The sequence below is a fragment of the Gemmatimonas sp. genome (genome assembly GCF_041689975.1).
GTDB lineage: Bacteria > Gemmatimonadota > Gemmatimonadetes > Gemmatimonadales > Gemmatimonadaceae > Gemmatimonas.
In genome coordinates, this window is sequence record NZ_JBDNFF010000030.1 from 1 (window position 1) to 15,918 (window position 15,918).

The 15,918-nt window shown below is 62.4% G+C and carries 10 protein-coding genes and 1 tRNA gene; 4 read left to right on the forward strand and 7 right to left on the reverse strand.

Annotation, left to right across the window (positions count from 1 at the left end; all coding sequences use genetic code 11):
• Positions 1-290 precede the first annotated feature (290 nt).
• Positions 291-656 carry a hypothetical protein gene (locus ACESNG_RS02110; RefSeq protein WP_373067585.1) on the forward strand — a complete coding sequence of 122 codons (366 nt, stop codon included), beginning with the start codon at positions 291-293 and terminating at the stop codon, positions 654-656.
• A gap of 170 nt (positions 657-826) precedes the next feature.
• Positions 827-1,630 (forward strand): hypothetical protein, encoded by an 804-nt coding sequence (locus ACESNG_RS02115; protein WP_373067588.1) that lies wholly within the window; start codon positions 827-829, stop codon positions 1,628-1,630.
• A 384-nt stretch (positions 1,631-2,014) separates the two neighbouring features.
• On the opposite strand, the gene ACESNG_RS02120 is transcribed toward ACESNG_RS02115, so the two are convergent.
• Both ACESNG_RS02120 and ACESNG_RS02125 read right to left on the reverse strand, forming a co-directional pair.
• Positions 2,015-2,314, reverse strand: coding sequence for an AbrB/MazE/SpoVT family DNA-binding domain-containing protein (locus ACESNG_RS02120; RefSeq protein ID WP_373067590.1), 300 nt, complete (start codon positions 2,312-2,314; stop codon positions 2,015-2,017).
• An 80-nt stretch (positions 2,315-2,394) separates the two neighbouring features.
• On the reverse strand, positions 2,395-2,628 hold the full coding sequence (locus tag ACESNG_RS02125) for a hypothetical protein (protein WP_373064920.1): 234 nt from the start codon (positions 2,626-2,628) through the stop codon (positions 2,395-2,397).
• 56 nt (positions 2,629-2,684) lie between these two features.
• On the opposite strand from ACESNG_RS02125, the gene rmuC reads away from it, so the two are divergent.
• A complete protein-coding gene (gene rmuC, locus ACESNG_RS02130; RefSeq protein ID WP_373064918.1) occupies positions 2,685-4,022 on the forward strand; it encodes a DNA recombination protein RmuC in 1,338 nt (445 codons plus the stop codon).
• Positions 4,023-4,217: 195 nt separating this feature from the next.
• Here the strand turns inward: rmuC and recD are convergent, their stop codons facing one another.
• From recD to ACESNG_RS02150, 4 genes are all read right to left on the reverse strand, one after another.
• The gene (gene recD / locus ACESNG_RS02135) at positions 4,218-6,026 is read right to left on the reverse strand and encodes an exodeoxyribonuclease V subunit alpha (RefSeq protein WP_373064916.1); all 1,809 of its coding nucleotides are present in this window, start codon (positions 6,024-6,026) and stop codon (positions 4,218-4,220) included.
• The gene (gene recB, locus ACESNG_RS02140; protein WP_373067592.1) at positions 6,023-9,697 is read right to left on the reverse strand and encodes an exodeoxyribonuclease V subunit beta; all 3,675 of its coding nucleotides are present in this window, start codon (positions 9,695-9,697) and stop codon (positions 6,023-6,025) included. Before recB ends, recD begins: the two co-directional genes overlap by 4 nt.
• Entirely contained in the window at positions 9,694-12,963 is a 3,270-nt protein-coding gene (locus tag ACESNG_RS02145) for an exodeoxyribonuclease V subunit gamma (protein WP_373067595.1), read from the reverse strand. Before ACESNG_RS02145 ends, recB begins: the two co-directional genes overlap by 4 nt.
• Positions 12,964-13,043: 80 nt before the next feature.
• Positions 13,044-14,201, reverse strand: a complete 1,158-nt coding sequence (locus ACESNG_RS02150) for a hypothetical protein (protein ID WP_373067597.1) — start codon at positions 14,199-14,201, stop codon at positions 13,044-13,046.
• A 273-nt stretch (positions 14,202-14,474) separates the two neighbouring features.
• Between ACESNG_RS02150 and ACESNG_RS02155 the strand changes: the two genes are divergently transcribed.
• Positions 14,475-15,299: a hypothetical protein gene (locus tag ACESNG_RS02155; RefSeq protein ID WP_373067599.1), complete on the forward strand. Its 825-nt coding sequence runs from the start codon at positions 14,475-14,477 to the stop codon at positions 15,297-15,299.
• A gap of 479 nt (positions 15,300-15,778) precedes the next feature.
• Here the strand turns inward: ACESNG_RS02155 and ACESNG_RS02160 are convergent.
• Positions 15,779-15,865: transfer RNA gene (locus ACESNG_RS02160), tRNA-Ser, on the reverse strand.
• Positions 15,866-15,918 lie beyond the last annotated feature (53 nt).

Below are 15,918 nucleotides of genomic sequence, written 5' to 3' on the forward strand. Positions count from 1 at the left end.
AACATGCTCTGCGAGCACTTGTCGATGGAGTTCGAGTGCCTCACCGGCACCGTCGCGATCAAGACGTTCACGCCTGGCGGTACTGCGCCGTTGAGTGCCGCCCACGCGGAGCGCGCCGTGGCCGCAGCGTCACCGGCGGCGGGGTCGTGCTGGACCGCCTGACCGCCGTACTCGAGATCTCTCCTCGGCCGCACGTACGGCGAGCGTCTCCGTACAGACGGTCACGCAGTCGTCGAAAGACGCCGACGATGCCAAGCCGTTGGTACTCCGCGCGCGGTCGGGAGGAAAGGGTGCGGTTATCGCCGACGCTCGATGCGGAGCTGCTGGCGTTTGCCGAGAGCGCCGAGGTTTCCGCATGGAGTACGGGAATGCCTGCCGGCGCCACGATCATGACGGAATTGACCGTGATGCGGCATGTCATGCACGGCAGCACGGCAGTCGTCACCGAGGGGGTGATCGATGCGGCGGTGCTGCAAGATGGCGCGTGGAATATCGTGGACTGGAAAACCGACAGTGTCGACGCGGCTAAGTGGAGCCGTCGCGCGGAGGCCTATCGGCGGTATGTGGAGACATACTGCAATCTCCTCCGCCGAGGGACGCCACCAGGCGTCCAGCTAAGGGGCAGAAGATGCGATTGTCCCAGCGCCGAGGTCTGACAGCGGCCGCAGATGCTTTGGGTGGAGGGATCATTGGGAAGGCTACCGTCGCCTCGCCCCCGATTCGCTGTCCACGTTCCGTGACGCTATTTTAGCGGATCGGTCGGAAACGTGAGTATTCGCGATCGAGACTGTCAGACGGTAGTGCGACTATGCATGTGCGAGGCGGAATGACCCGCCACAACAGGAGGTTCAGAATGGCTGGTCGAAAGAAGAGCGCCGACAAACACGTCTCGGGCGACTTGCCGTCGCTGAAGCCGATCGACAAATGGCGGCTGATCCACGAATTGAAACGCGAGTTGGCATCTCGAGGTGTCGAGTGGGATCTGTCCGGGAACAGCGTCTACCTAGAACCCGTCTTCGATTGGGCGCATTACGACGGTGACGACATAAATATTTCGTTCGAGCTCGAGAAAGGTTGGACGGCCTCGCTGACCATCGAAGCAGGATCTGGCAGCGGCTCGTCAGGCAACGGCGAGATGGACAACTTGGCGCAGAGCGTATCCTACGACACGCTCGCCGACGCACTGGCCGCGCACGACTTTGATCCTGATGCCGTCACATGGGCCGACCTCGGTGTGGAGCTTCTAGACCCCGAGGAGGTCAGTGTATCGCCTGAAGGGGACGGGCCTGTCGTCTGCGAAAGTTCAATAGAAGTCACGTCGCCCAATGGCAACGTGTACACCGCGGATGGCATGGACGGAGAGCCGAACGAAAGCGTGAAGGTCTGCAGCATCTCGGTCACCGACGAAGAGCATGACCCACCGGACACGGTCAGAGGTGTTCTCAAGGTCTCGATCCGCGGCAGCGAGGAGTCCATCGATGGTGCGTTTCCTTTCGAAGCGATCGAGGATTTCTACGAGTGCTCGGAGTATGAAGCGGAACCACCGCCGGTCAAGGCTTTCACGACCGACATCGACGACGCCCTGACCAAGGTCATCCTCGAAGGTCGGGATCTGCTCGGTCGCGTGTAGCGCGACCCCCGGTGGCTTCCCCAAAATCCCCCAGTCGTGGCCGGGCTGAACTGCCCCACCTAGCCGGCGCGGGACGTGGTGAGGCTAGGGGGCATTTAACTGCTTCGCAAATCGGGCGGCGGCCTCTTCAAGACGCCAGCGCTTGCCGTCGCATGTTCAAAAGGTTGAGACCACGCTAAAGAAGGCGAGCACTCAGCACTCTTCACTCCTTAACGTCGTCCGCACTTATCGATCTGGTCATGGGGTACGACGTCAACGAAGAACACCATGCCCTCCGCGATGCTCTGCGGACTTCTGCTCGGTGGCCTGAGGCTTCGCGTAGCTTTCCCCGAAGTGGTCCGTCCTCTCCGCATTCAGGGACTGCTGATCGCGCGCTATGAGGTCTCAGCGCGCCTTCAGCGAGTCCAGGAGCGACTGCGCTTCATCCGGACCCGTGGTGCGCGTCACGCGGCCCGAGCGAATGTCCGCCTCCGCCTGTTTCAGGCGGGGGCGCCCCTCAGCGGAGTGATAGGACAGCTGGTCCTGGGGGATCGACACCGCCGGCACGAGTTCGAAGGCCCCTATGTCGGTTTGTTCGACGCGCAACTGCACGCCCGGGGTAATCCCGAGTTGCTTCCGCATCTCCTGAGGGATGGTGGTACGCCCCTTTCGGTCGATCGTCAAAAATCCGATGATGTGGCTCATAGTTTCGCCCCTCGGGTAAACGGTGACGTAGGAATCGTTGCCGCCACCTCATCTGAAAAGGCGCCAGCCTTCAGCAACGCTCAAACGGGAAAACGATCCCACTGGATATCCTCCGGTGGCTCATCTTCGGCAGAATGCGCCACGAGCGACTCCAGCGGAATGCGAAGTCCATTGTAGAGCGCACGGCACATCGCCGACGAGAGCCGCCTCTTGCCCACGAGCATTTCGCTGACGCGACGGCGCGCTCCGCTCTCGTAGTCCATGAGAAGCACCGTGAGCAGATCGTGATGGACACGGTTGGGATGACGGGTCAACGCGCACGGTTGTCAGACCCCCGCTGCATATTCACGTGATTCCCCCACACCCCCACATGGACCTCACGCAACTCATCACGCTCGGCGTTACCGCGCTCCTCGCGCTCGCCCTGGGCTACCTCATTGGCACCCTCCGCAGCAAGCCCGCGAGCGATAGTGCCGCAGTCGCCGGGCTCACGAGCGAGCTGGCGGGGCGCGACACGCGCATCGCTGAAGGGGAGCGCACCCGGAGGGAACTACAGCAGGAGCTTGTTGGCGTGCGCACGCAGCTCGACGAGCGTGGTGGCGCTCTCGCCACCGCCCAGGCCTCACTCGACGCCGAGCGCGCGCAGAGCGCCGAGAAGCTCGCCGTGCTCCAAGGTGCGCGTGAGGAGCTGTCGCTGCAGTTCAAGGCGCTCGCCAGCGAGATTCTCGACGACAAGAGCAAGAAGTTCGTGGAGCTCAATCACACCGCTATCACCACGCTCCTGACGCCACTGCAGACGGAGCTCAACGGCTTCCGTCAAAAGGTGGAAGAGGTGTATGTGGCCGAAGGTCAGCAGCGCAGCGCCCTCGCCGAGCAGGTGCGTGCGCTGTCTGAGCTGAATGGCACGTTGCGTGATGAGACGACCAACCTCACGCGCGCCCTCAAGGGCGACTCCAAGGCGCAGGGCGACTGGGGGGAAATGCTCCTCGATCAGCTCCTCAGCAACGCCGGGCTGGTTGAAGGACAGCAATACACTCGCCAAGTGACGCAGCTCAATGCCGAGGGCGACCGCGTGATTCCCGACGTCGTGTTGCACCTTCCGCAGGGTCGCGACATGGTGGTGGACTCCAAGGTCACGCTCACGGCGTACAGCGAATACGCGTCGGCGAACGACCCCGAGGCTCGCGCGGCGTTCCTGCAGGCGCACATCGTATCGGTAAAGGCGCACATCAAGGGACTTGGCGACAAGCGCTATGAAGAGCTTTATAAGCTCAGCTCACTCGACTTCGTGGTGATGTTCATGCCGCTCGAGGGCGCCTTCATGGCCGCTGTCACGGGGCAGAAGGATCTCTTTCAGATGGCATGGGACAAGAATGTCCTGATCGTCAGTCCAAGCACGTTTCTCTTCGTCGTGCGCACGATTGCCCATGTATGGCGCCAGGAAGCGCAGTCACGCAACGCGCAGGATATCGCCGACCGCGGTGCGAAGATGCTCGACAAGTTCGTGGCATTCTCAGAAGATCTACTCAAGATCGGCGTTCACCTTGATCGTGCGCAGACCAGTTTTGGCGAGGCCAAGAAGAAGTTGACGGATGGCAATGGCAGTCTCGTGGACCAAACGAGGAAGCTGCAGGCACTCGGGGTCAAGATGAACAAGAAGCTCGATAGAGACCTTTTACTTGCCGCGGGCGAGGAAGACGAAGAATGAGCGGGCTCCACCTTTGCACGATGCGCGATGCCGACGAGGCTGCGCGCTGGGTCGGTGATAAACGTCGCTTCGAAACGCCGACGATTGGAGCGGCCCAGTCGACGTCGAACCTGTCGACTCACGAGCCCGTCGCACGGCGCTGAGGACAGCGGTGCCTCGGTGGACACCCGAATCCTTCAGCGTCGGATAGGAACATCACACCAGTCGACCGAGTAGCCCGGATGATCTCGTCACATTCCGCCCGATAGCGGTCCGCAAGATCTCGCTGCTGCCCGCGATCGTCACGGTCTGCTTGGCGCGCGTGATGCCGGTGTACAGCAACTCTCGTGTCAGAATACGCGAGTCTACGTCGGGCAAGACCAGCATCACATGCCCGAACTCTGACCCCTGCGCCTTGTGGACGGTCATGGCCCACGCCGTCACGTGCGCGGGGAGTCGCGCCGGCGCGAAGGCGCGAACACCGTTTCCGCTCGCGAAATGCACCTCGGTTCGCCCATTCGCGGTGAGCGTCACGCCGACGTCACCATTGAAGAGTCCCGTCGACGGATCATTCGCGGTAATCAACACCGGCCGGTGATCGTACCAACCCTTCACGGGCAGTCCCCGCGACTGCAGCCACCGCTCAACGAGCGCATTCAGTCCGGAAACGCCAGTATCGCCTTCACGTAACGCACACAGCACACGGAAATCGGCCAAAGCTCCGAGAGCCGCTGCTGGGTCTTGGGCCAACAAATAGGCCTCGACATGTTTCAGCAGTGGCGCGAGCAGTTGCGTGGGCGTTACCGCTGCGTCGACTGTCCCCACGTCTGAGAGCGTCTCGTCAGCAAGAATCACGAGTGCGCTGTCGGCGTCTTGCCGTTGTACCGCTAGCGCCAAAGCGCCGATCCCCAGCTGTTTCTCAAAGCGATAGGAACGGCGCAATTGCACGACACTGTCGCGCAACGGTGTCGCGGCTGTGGATGCTGGTAAGGGTGCTCCAGCGAGCGCCGTAAACCACGCGGCCAGCCCAGGCCCATGATCGACGCCCACCGTATCGGCCGCGCGGCTGATGTCGCCGAGCACGAATCCGGTCTCGACACTGACCAACTGGTCGGGATCACCAAGGACGATGATTCGCGCGGACGGACTGACGGCCCCGAAAAACGCATCCATCATCAGCACATCGACCATCGAGGCCTCATCGATGATCACCACATCTTCTGCCAATCGATTGTCCGGTCTATATCGGAACCGGTCGTTCCACGGGGCATACCCCAGGAGTCGATGGAGCGTGGTCCCTTTGGTGGGCAGTAGCCCACGCAGCTCAGGGCTGATCTCCATTGACGTGGCCGCACTTGTGATCGCTTCAGCCAAGCGCGCAGCGGCGCGACCCGTCGGCGCGGCCAGCGCGATGCGCAACGTGGGACGGCGATGCAAAAGCAACGCGAGAATCCGCGCGGCGACGGTCGTCTTTCCAGTGCCAGGACCGCCCGTGATGAACAGGAGTCGGCGGCGCAACGCGGCCCCAGCAGCGACGGCTTGCCAATCGGTTACCCCCTCCGATACGGGGAAGAGTCTGCGAAAGAGCGCGACCGTAGCCGCATCAGGCTCCTCGGCATGGTCGCCCGTCTCGTGCATGCGCCCGGTAATCTCGTGCGCCAAGCGCTCCTCGGCGGCGTAAAATCGACGCAAATAGAGTCGCGTACCCTCCATCACGAGTGGCGTTGGGCTTACGCCATTGCCCACGACTCCGCTCGCCACGAGCATTTCCTGCCACTCAGCGACGTTCGGCGCAGATACGTCCGACGAGCCGTCTAGCGCCTGCAGCCGCGTCACGGAGGCGATGTCCAGACAGCTATTCCCGAGCCCGCGCTCGAAGCTGAGCAATGCCCCAGTTCGTGCGATGAGTTCACACGCTGCGCCATCATTGAGCGAGGCGCCGCCGATTCGAGCGAGCAGCCTGCCGAACGCGACGTCGATCGGCGTCAGGACGTCAATTCGGTCCGTCTCGCGAGAGGTCGTCATGCGGCACCTCGCGAGTGAAGCACTCGGCCAGCGTCCATCAACTCATCGATGGCCGTTACCAGCTCCAGCGATGGCCGATCGACATACCATCCATGATGTCCGTCGGCAGTGAACCCACGCAGAAACGCATACGCGGCCCCACCCATGTGCGTCTCGTAGGAGTAGCCAGGCAGTCGCGCACGCAAATAGCGATGCAACGCGACGACATACAGGTGATACTGCAACGTGTAGTGGCTTTCGTGCATCACCTCCCGCAGCGCCAGCGGCGAATAGGCGCTCATGTCGGCACCCAGCTGATTCGACTTCCAGTCGACCACGTACCATCGCCCCCCGTGCTCGAACACGAGATCTACGAAGCCCTTCAGGAACCCGTGAATGCGCCGGCCAGCGAGTTGCCGCAGGAGCGGTACGTACGAGGCCCCCAGTGCGCCACCGTGACGTGCAAAGATGTCGGCGAACGTGTTGCGCTGCACGGTGCCGAGCGGCAAGAGGAACTCCCATTCGCGCAGCGTGTGTTCGGCGTCGACCTCGTGGAGTACGAAGCTCGACGAGCCGACCGGGGCGGCGAGGACGCGTTCCATCATGTCAGTGACCGCCATGATGCGCGGATCGGAGTCACCGTCGGCCATCGCGTACTTTCGCAACGTGTGCGAGACGCTGGATCGCAGCGTCTCCCCCGACGTCGCAAAGTCCACGTATTCAAACAGCTCATGCAGCACAACACCTGGGCGTCGTCCGGCGGGGAACGCACTGAAGTCGCTACGTTCGGCTACCGTGGGCTGAACTCGCGCGCTGGCGTGCACGATGGCGGGTGCATCATCCACGTCGCGCGCCACGTCCGTTTTGGCGCCGGTTGAGAGTGCGGTATAGCTCGTGATGCCCCATGTATCAAACTGCGATGCTGTGGGGAGTGGCCCCCGGGCGGTGAGAAACTGAGGTGACTCCTCCGACGCGATCGCGTGGATCTTGGTGTCTACATCGGCGGCGAGCTCGAAGCTCATGCACTCAGCGTGCGCTGTCACCAAGGTCTCCAAGCGCTGTAGCCAGTGATCGAGATTGCTCGACCACGCCTTCGCGGTACCCGCGACGGTGTCATCGAGACTCTCGGCGTCGGGCCACGCGGCATCCCGCATCAGATAGGCTAATCCGGAGTGCCACGACGCGGCCTGTGTCTTCTTGTTCACGATCGGCCCCCACGCCACATAGGTGCGCAGCCGTGCGCGCGTCATCGCCACGTACGTCAGTCGCAGGTCTTCCGCCAGCCGCTCGGCCAGCGCGAGCCGGCCACGCGCTTCACGCTGCGGCGATCCATGGTCGAATACCACGGTGTCCGTGTCCGTGTGGACGACCACGGCCTCGCCGGCGGCGACCGCGTACGTGGACCACAGCGTCGGACAGAAGACCACGTCGTATTCCAAGCCCTTACTCTTGTGGATGGTGACGATCTGCACGGCATCGGCATCGCTTTCCAGGCGGAGCTCAGTGACCTCGCGCTCCTCCGTGGGCCGTGCCGTCTCACTCGCCATCCAATGCAGCAGGGCATCAACGCCGAGCTGCCGCGACGAACTAGCGGCATGCACCAGCTCGATGACATGACGAAGATTTGTCAGCCGACGCTCCCCATCCGACAGGGGCATCCACCGCGCCTCCACCCGTTGCGCATTCAGGAGACGCTGCGCGAAGGCGAGGAAGCCGCGATCCATCCAGAGTTGTCGAAGGGCGTCGACATCATCTACCAGTGCGTCCCATTGCGCTTCGCCGCCAGGCGCTGCCCACGTCACAAGGTCCTGATGAGAGGCGCCCCAGAGCTCTGTGGCTAAGGCGGCTCGAAGCATCGAGAAGTCACGCGGATTGGCGACCGCGCGCATGATCAGATGCAGTTCACGAAGTTCCGGCGAATGGAGAATGTCGCCCATCCCAGACACGACGGCGGGGACGTTCGCTACCCGCAACACCCGTTCGAGTTCAACGCCTTCATAACCGGAACGCACCAGGATGGCAATTTCACGCGGTGCCACACCGCTTTGCAGGACACGAATGACCTCTGCCACACAGATCTTGGCAATCCTATCAAACGCGAATCCCTTGGCGATTGCCACAGACTCGTTGGCTCCCGCATCCGGCGACAGAAACCACCAATGCAACGCGCGTTTCCCATCGTCGATGAGCCGCATCGCGGTCCCGCCCTTCGTACCACGCTCGGCGGCCTGCGCGCCACTAAAGGCGATCTGATCGTACAAAAATGGATTGGGGCGCTGGTTGAACAGACCGTTCACCGCGCGAATCATGGTTGGCGTGCTGCGCCAGTTGGTATCCAGCGTATGTACGCGCGAGGCGGTTGAGGCGGCCGACAGATACGCAAATACGTCGGCACCGCGGAATCCGTAGATCGCCTGCTTCGGATCGCCGATCAGAAAGAGCGGACAGCCTTCGAACGCCGTACTGAAGATGGGAAACTGGTATTGGTCGGTATCCTGGAACTCGTCGATGAGAGCGGCCTGATACTGGCGCCGAATGGACTTTGCCAAGAGCCCGTCACTTCCGGAAGCCAGAAGCACATCGCGGAGCGCGATGAGCAGGTCATCGAAGCCAAGCGCGTTACGTCGCACCTTTTCTGCCGTCAAGCTCGTCGCGACCGACCGTAGGCACGACGCTCTCAACGCACCGAGCAGCGCCGTGAGGGCGACTTCGAGGGTCCCCACCGCCTGCACGAACGGTTGCTGTGGAATGGCGGCATGCAACGCTTTGGCCTCCTTCGCCCGCTTCCCTGCACCTGTCTGCAACGCTTTGACGGCACAATGCTTCGCAATGAACACTGAATCCGCCATGCTGCCCACTATCGCAGCGTTGCCGGCGGCAACAACCTGCTTGCGGATGGCCTTATCCCGAAGCGCCGCAGCGCTAAGCCACGTGATCGATTCGAGGTAACCCGCCAGATCGAATCCTTGCAGACTGGACGCCAACTCTTGCTGCGCGGCAGCGACAAGTGCCTTCGCCGCATCGATCGACAACTCGGGCTCGATCGCGGTCTCAGGCAGACAGCGCCACTTCTTAAAATCCTTGGCGAACGACCATGGCGTCAGCGCCTGACTTGCCGCGAAGCCCGCGAGCGCGCTGTCCTCATAGAGCGTGCGGCGCCACCAGTCTCCCATGGCCGCGTCTACAATGTCGTGGTCCTCGGTCAGCAGGGCTGCACCAAACGGTGTTCCGCTCTCCAGCGCGAATTCATCGAGCACGCGTTTACAGAAGCCGTGAATCGTGAAGATCGACAGCTTGTCCACTGAGGCGAGCGCCTCACGGATGCGTGCGGTGGCACGAGCCTCGCGCCCGCTCACCAGTTGGCGGATCCGAGCGGTCGTGTCATTCTCGTCCGTGGGCGCGCCAGTGAGTACATCGTGGGCCAGACGTAGCACGGCGCGAACTCTCGTGATCAATTCGTTCGTGGCTGGCTTGGTAAACGTCACGACCAGAATGTTGCCGATACCGTCGACGACACGACTGCCGTCGGGATGCTCTTCGAGGAGCAAGCGAAGCACGGTCATCGTGATGCCGAACGTCTTTCCCGTTCCAGCGCTCGCCTCGACCAACACGATGCCAGGATCGACCGACACGCTGAACGCATCGAACGGGGTCGCTGCCGGGCGCACCTGGGTCGTTGTACGGCCACTCATTCTACACTCTCGGCGTCAGGCGTCGATTCTTTCTTGCGAGAGGCATCCATCGCGTCCCAGAACGTCGTGGTGATTTCAATAAAACGGTCGGCGCATGCATCAATAGGCGAGCGCCCCCGCCAGCACAGGGCCACATATGGATCTGTGGCGTCACCGGCGGCATGTTCGGTACCCTCGTACGCGCTGGCCGCGGCATCGATTGGCTGGCTTTTTGCCCGCGTCGACACGCGTGTACGTTGATACGCCTGCGACGCCCCGAGAAAGAACGGCAACGGCGCGACACGCGCGTTCGCGTACTCGCCAATCAAGAAGTCGAGCATGGCCGTGGGGTCCAACACCGGTTCAAACACCACGGACTCGTCGGTGCCAGTCACCGTGGTGGTCTGTCCGGCGTGTTGCGCGCACAAGGCGACGTGTGTGATCCACGCCCGCACGAGGTCTTTGGACTTGAGGGTAGCGGCCCGCACCTGCAGTCGTCCTCCGTCGACGATGCCGTCAACACGTCCAGTGAGCCGCCAACCTTCGCCATTACAGTTGATGGTGATCGGCTCCTTGAACAGCGGTCGGCCAACACGATCGAGAAAGCCGCCAAGATCGCCACGCAACTTGGTATACCACGCCGCGGCAAGCGCTCCCGACGGCAGGTCACCCGTGGCACGCGCGAGCGACATTTCTTGCGTTATGTCGGCCTCTCCGGCGAGATGTCGATCCAGCATACGTTGCTGAAGGATCGTTCGCGCGAGCGCGTCGATCTCCATCGGCTCAGCGTCATCGAGTTCCTCGTGATCCCCCGGAATGCGGAGCCCGAGCGTCTGCACGCAGTAGAACTTCGCCGGATTGAGCCAGCACGCGATCAGATCTTGCAGCGATACATCGAGGATCCCTCCACTGGACCGATCTGCGCGCCGGTCCATTTCTGCTTGGCTCAGGAACGGTGCGACTGGCAACCGCTGCTGCGCGGCAGCGACGCTGCGGGCCGTGGATGCGCTGTAGCTGAACAGCCGGTCATCCGATGCGTCGAAGTACGCGGGACTGAAGGGCTGCAGTCGATGCTCGACGACCATGCGCTGGCTCACGGGTATGGTTCGACCCTTCTCGTCGGAAATATCCGTTACGAACGATGCATCGATCGTGTCGAGTAGTTCTGAGATGACCACCGACGCCGCAATCGCGGAGTTGTTCTTTTGTGATCGGCCCACGTACGACAGGATGAGCTGCTGTTCGGCGCACAGCAGCGTGTCAAGAAAGAGCTGCCGGTCATCCTGACGTCCATCACGGTCTCCGCTACGCCGCTGCATCTCTACCAAATCGAACGCCGATCGCCGAGACGCTCGCGGAAACGACGAATCGTCGAGCCCGAGCATAGCGATAACGCGAAACGGAATCGACCGCATTGGTTTGATCGCGCAGATCGTCATCCCCCCGACCATAAATCCAGTGCCATGTGCTTCGGCGTTCAGTGACCGCTCCAGCCAATTGCGGATCACGTCGAAATCGACGGGCAGCGACGGCGTCAACATTTGAGGCATTTCACCAAGATTGCGCACGGCATCGAGGACGTCATCGATCGCGGCTTGCTCGTCAGCGCCCTCGGCCACGACGAGCCAGTCGAACGCGGATGCCAACAGCTCACACCAGTGCGCCAACGAGTGTGCGGCGCGAAGTGACTCCAGCGTCGCAAACAGCTGTTCGACCCATTCGACGAGGCGCCCGAGCAGCTCGACGTCGCCCATCGTGTCTCCGGCGACAGGTAGTGCGCCACCGACCAGATCATCGATGCGTCCGGTTGCGTACCCGGTGAGCAAGCGGTCGAGTCCGCGGCGCCAGCTGTTGTCATCAATCGCCGGCAGGCCGAACGCGCGGGCGCGCGTCTCGCCGTCCCAGCCCCAGCGAATGGTCGACTGTTCCATCCAGTGGATGATGCGATCCATGTCCGCGGTGTCGACACCAGCCGCTCGACCAACGCACGCCAAGTGCAACAGTCCGACAACCTCGCTGGCCGCGCCCCTCGCGGTCACGAGCTTGAGCAACTGCAGCATCGCCTGTGCGGGCGACGCCTCCTGTGCAACCGACCGCTCAGCCACACGATGTGGTATCGCCGGCATATCCGCGTCCCCGCCACCAAAAACGCTCGTCGCCAACGGGGCGTACACATTGGTGTCCGGGACCAGCACGAGCACGTCATGCGGGCGCAGCGTCGGATCAGTGGTGAAGGCGGTCAGGAGCTGGTCGCGCAGAACCTCCATCTCACGCATCGGCGAGTGGCACACATGGACCAGCAGCGACGTGTCGGCGTCATCGCGCAGGATCGGCGGATGTGGCTCGTTGTCGGACCGACGGCTGATCCCATGCCGGATGTCGTGCTGTAGCCAGCCGAGGAGGCTTGAAGGCGACTGTGGTGCGGTGTCGATCGCCGTGCAGACCGGCGGCGTAGACGACGCCGTCAATACCTCGAGGAGATCACGCGAGGCACCGCCGAATGCTGCGAACAGCGGATTGCCGAGCGAGCCGTCACGGCGTGCATCGTTCGGTGCCAGCACATAGAATCGTACGGGCACAAACCGGCCGATCGCATGCAAGAGCCGCACGAAGAGTGGCGGTAGCGTCGATACCCCGAACACCGACAGGCGTGTCGGTAGTCCCTTGGGAGCCACAGCGGTCTGCTCGAGCTGCTCGATCGCGCCGACAAACCATCGCGCCAGATGCATCGGATGCTCACCGTTGGTCAGCAAACGCCACAAGTGCGATTGCCAACGGACATGCTCCGGCGCGTCGGCGGGAACCGGGCTAGCCTCCCAGTCGAGCAGGACATCCGGGCGATAGAGCAAATAGTCATCGAACTGCTTCGCGATGCGCTGCGCGAGACTGAATCGCTTCTGCGCGTCGGCCTTGAACAGGTAGCCTCGCAGCGGCCCGCATACGGGCTCCGAGACGAAGGTGGGCTCGTCCAGCCACTCAAAAATTCGCCACGTGAGTCGCTCTTCCTCGAACGCGGTGTCCAGCACGAATTCCGTCGAATCGCCGGTGCCGCGGTGTAAGTCGCGCGCCAAGCCGTGGCAGAATCCGGCAGGGAACGGGAACTTGAGCGACGCGGCGACCCCCTGTCGGAGCGCCAGTTCATTCCGAACCCAGCGCTCCATGCCGAGGCTTTGGACAATGATCTGCTCAACGGCGAACGGGGAAAGCGGTACATCGCCGATGTCCCGCTCGAGCTGATCGAGCAGGGCGCGGGGGGAGTCGGCGGTGAGGATAGTGGCCAAGGTCATTTGAGCAAACTGAGTGGGGGGTCTGACAGTCGATGGTACTGCCAAGGCGTCTCCGGAGCGTCAACGCCGAGTGACTGCGCCTATTTCGCACCCTTCAGGCGAACCGTGGCGAGTTTTCCAATGACACTCTCGCCGCCAACGCCAAGTAACCGGTCCCGCCAGCGGACGACCGACTCACGTGAAATCACGTCGCCATGTGCCGACGCATTTCGCGCGCTCGCGAAATCATCGACGATCGCGGCGAATTCCGCGGTAAACCACCCTCCTTGCTCCAAGACCGCACGGAGGTGACGGCCCAGTTCCTGCTCACCGCCCAAGGCGAACGCGATCTGACCCAACGTGAGGGGCAACGCCTCCGGCAGCAGCCGAGTCGCGTCATGCAGTTTCACTCGACGCGCAGCATCTGGGGCCGAACGCATAGCGTCGCGAAGAATGAGATTTGCCTGAATTTCGACGGCCTTCGCATAACTCACCAGCACCTGTGAGAGGTCCGCACCGCGGTCGCGCCGATGCTCGCGCAACAGCCGTTCGCCTGACGCAATAAAGTATCTCGCCGTGACATCGAGAGCGCCCCACACGCGCGATCCAAAGTGGTCATCGCGTAATGTGGCCTCGAGCGCTCCAACGCCACCTCGCTGCGCATCGAATCGAGCCCAGAGTGCACCATCAGCCAGTCGATCACGCTCGCCTTCTCCGAAGAACATGCGACCGTCAGGGCGCAGCACCATCAATGGCAAGTCCACCATGCCGCCGTAAATCGACACGGGCCGATCGCCGTAGCGTACGTTCTGCAGTCGCTTGAGCTCATTGGTGACTTCTTCGAGGTCATCACGCACCAGCAGGCGGATGTCACGCAGATAGAACCAGCAGTCGCAGTGCAGTCCATTCGCGGTGTAGTACGTCGGCACATGCCGCATATCCGTGGGTCGTGGATCCACGTCCGTGATCAGCCCCACGTCCGCGACGTAGAGCGACCGATAGTCCGTGAGATAGAGGTGCGTCTCGCGGTCCGTGTCCGGGTCGATGGTACGAGCCATCGCCAGCACGTCTGACAGGTGCGGCATTGGCTGCTGCCGCTGCCCGGACCGGACCTTTCCCCACCATACGTACACATCGTCGTCGTTCACTTCACCCGACGTGGCCCTAGCATCCCAATCCAGCAGCAATTGCAAGTGCGCTTCAAGGGGGTCCGTGGCGTACGACGGGTTCCAGACGGTGACGAGATGGTGTGAATTCATTGGGTTGCGTTCGATGCCGTAGCTCGCAGATGGCCGCCCTCCATTGCTAAGCGGGCCATGACTGACAGAGTTTCGCATCACGTGCGCACGCTCTCAACCCCTGCGCGCGACAATTCGACGGGAAATGCGGTTTGGTCTTGCTCGGATTGCGTGTTTCCGGGCGTGCCATCCAGTCCGGGTCCGTTGACGTTATTTTCTGTGTTCGGTCGTCTGAGTGAGTGTTTGCGATCGAGACTGTCAGAGGGAAGTGCGACTATGCGTGTGCGAGGCGGAATGACCCGCCACAACGGGAGGTTGAGAATGGCTGGTCGAAAGAAGAGCGCCGACAAACACGTCTCGGGCGACTTGCCGTCGCTGAAGCCGATCGACAAATGGCGGCTGATCCACGAATTGAAACGCGAGTTGGCATCCCGAGGTGTCGAGTGGGATCTGTCCGAGCAGACTGTCTACCTAGAACCCGTCTTCGATTGGGCTCATTACGGCGGTGACGACGTTTGCATGTCGCTCGAGCTCGAGAAAGGTTGGACGGCCTCGCTTACCATCGAAGCAGGATCTGGCAGCGGCACGCCGGGCTGCGGTGAGATGGAGAACTGGGCGCAGAGCGTGTCCTACGGCACGCTCGCCGACGCACTGGCCGCGCACGACTTCGATCCTGATGCCGTCACATGGGCCGACCTCGGCGTCGAGCTTCCAGAGCCCGAGGAGGTCAGTGTATCGCCTGAAGGGGACGCGCCTGCCGTCAGCGAAGAGTCGATAGAAATCACGTCGCCCAATGGCAACGTCTACACCGCGGATGGTATGGACGGAGAGCCGAACGAAAGCGTGGAGGTCTGCAGCATCTCGGTCGCCGACGAAGAGCATGATCCACCGGACACGGTCCGAGGTGTTCTCCAGGTCTCTATCCGCGGCAGCGGGGAGTCCATCGATGGCGCGTTTCCTTTCGAGGCGACAGAGGACTTCTACGCTTGCTCGGAGTACGAGGCGGAACCACCGCCGGTGGCGGCCTTCACGACGGCGATCGACGAGGACCTGACCAAGGTCATCCTCGAAGGGCAGGAGCTGCTCCGAACGGCGGGAGGTGGCGTCAACGCGGAGTGACGTTTCGCGTTCACCCGGTAGCACGTATCACCGGGTGCTCCAGGTTCATGTGCCACGTGGCTCAGTTCGCCCCGCGCATGCTCGGCGAGCCAGCGGGGAATGAGCGTGCTGCCGTGCATAGCGAATCGGTGGAGCGCTGGCAGCGGCGTTCTCCATCGTTCTCGCCTCGCGTCTGGCCGTAATGGCCGCCGCATGCCTGCGCTTGCCCCTCGATCGCCGGGGCGTGCTTCTGTCGGAATTCGAGGTTGGCGCGAGTGCGCGCACCAGGCATCCGGGCTTCACGATGATGAAGAATCGCCGCCCCCTCGTACGCAACGCACGCGCGGCCGGTGAGGGATCCGGGGCGACGCCAACGGCCCCCGTGGAAAACCCAATACCGACACCCCACGCGCAATACCGACACCCGCTCCCCGGAACGCAACAAGGGGCGCCCCGTGAACTGCACGGCAACGCCCCTCGCAAATATCACAAACCTGCGACGGATGGAGTGAGATTCGAACTCACGGAACGCTTTCACGTTCACACGCTTTCCAGGCGTGCGCCTTAAACCACTCGGCCATCCATCCTTACAACCGTGCACTGCTTCCTGATAGACGAACGCGCCGGCGCGGGCTTCCAC

Bases quoted from the DNA above. Each gene is read 5' to 3' on its own strand.
- ACESNG_RS02115 (WP_373067588.1), top strand. From the start codon at position 827: ATGACCCGCCACAACAGGAGGTTCAGAATGGCTGGTCGAAAGAAGAGC.
- ACESNG_RS02120 (WP_373067590.1), bottom strand. From the start codon at position 2,314: ATGAGCCACATCATCGGATTTTTGACGATCGACCGAAAGGGGCGTACC.
- rmuC (WP_373064918.1), top strand. From the start codon at position 2,685: ATGGACCTCACGCAACTCATCACGCTCGGCGTTACCGCGCTCCTCGCG.
- recD (WP_373064916.1), bottom strand. From the start codon at position 6,026: ATGACGACCTCTCGCGAGACGGACCGAATTGACGTCCTGACGCCGATC.
- recB (WP_373067592.1), bottom strand. From the start codon at position 9,697: ATGAGTGGCCGTACAACGACCCAGGTGCGCCCGGCAGCGACCCCGTTC.
- ACESNG_RS02145 (WP_373067595.1), bottom strand. From the start codon at position 12,963: ATGACCTTGGCCACTATCCTCACCGCCGACTCCCCCCGCGCCCTGCTC.
- ACESNG_RS02150 (WP_373067597.1), bottom strand. From the start codon at position 14,201: ATGAATTCACACCATCTCGTCACCGTCTGGAACCCGTCGTACGCCACG.
- ACESNG_RS02155 (WP_373067599.1), top strand. From the start codon at position 14,475: ATGACCCGCCACAACGGGAGGTTGAGAATGGCTGGTCGAAAGAAGAGC.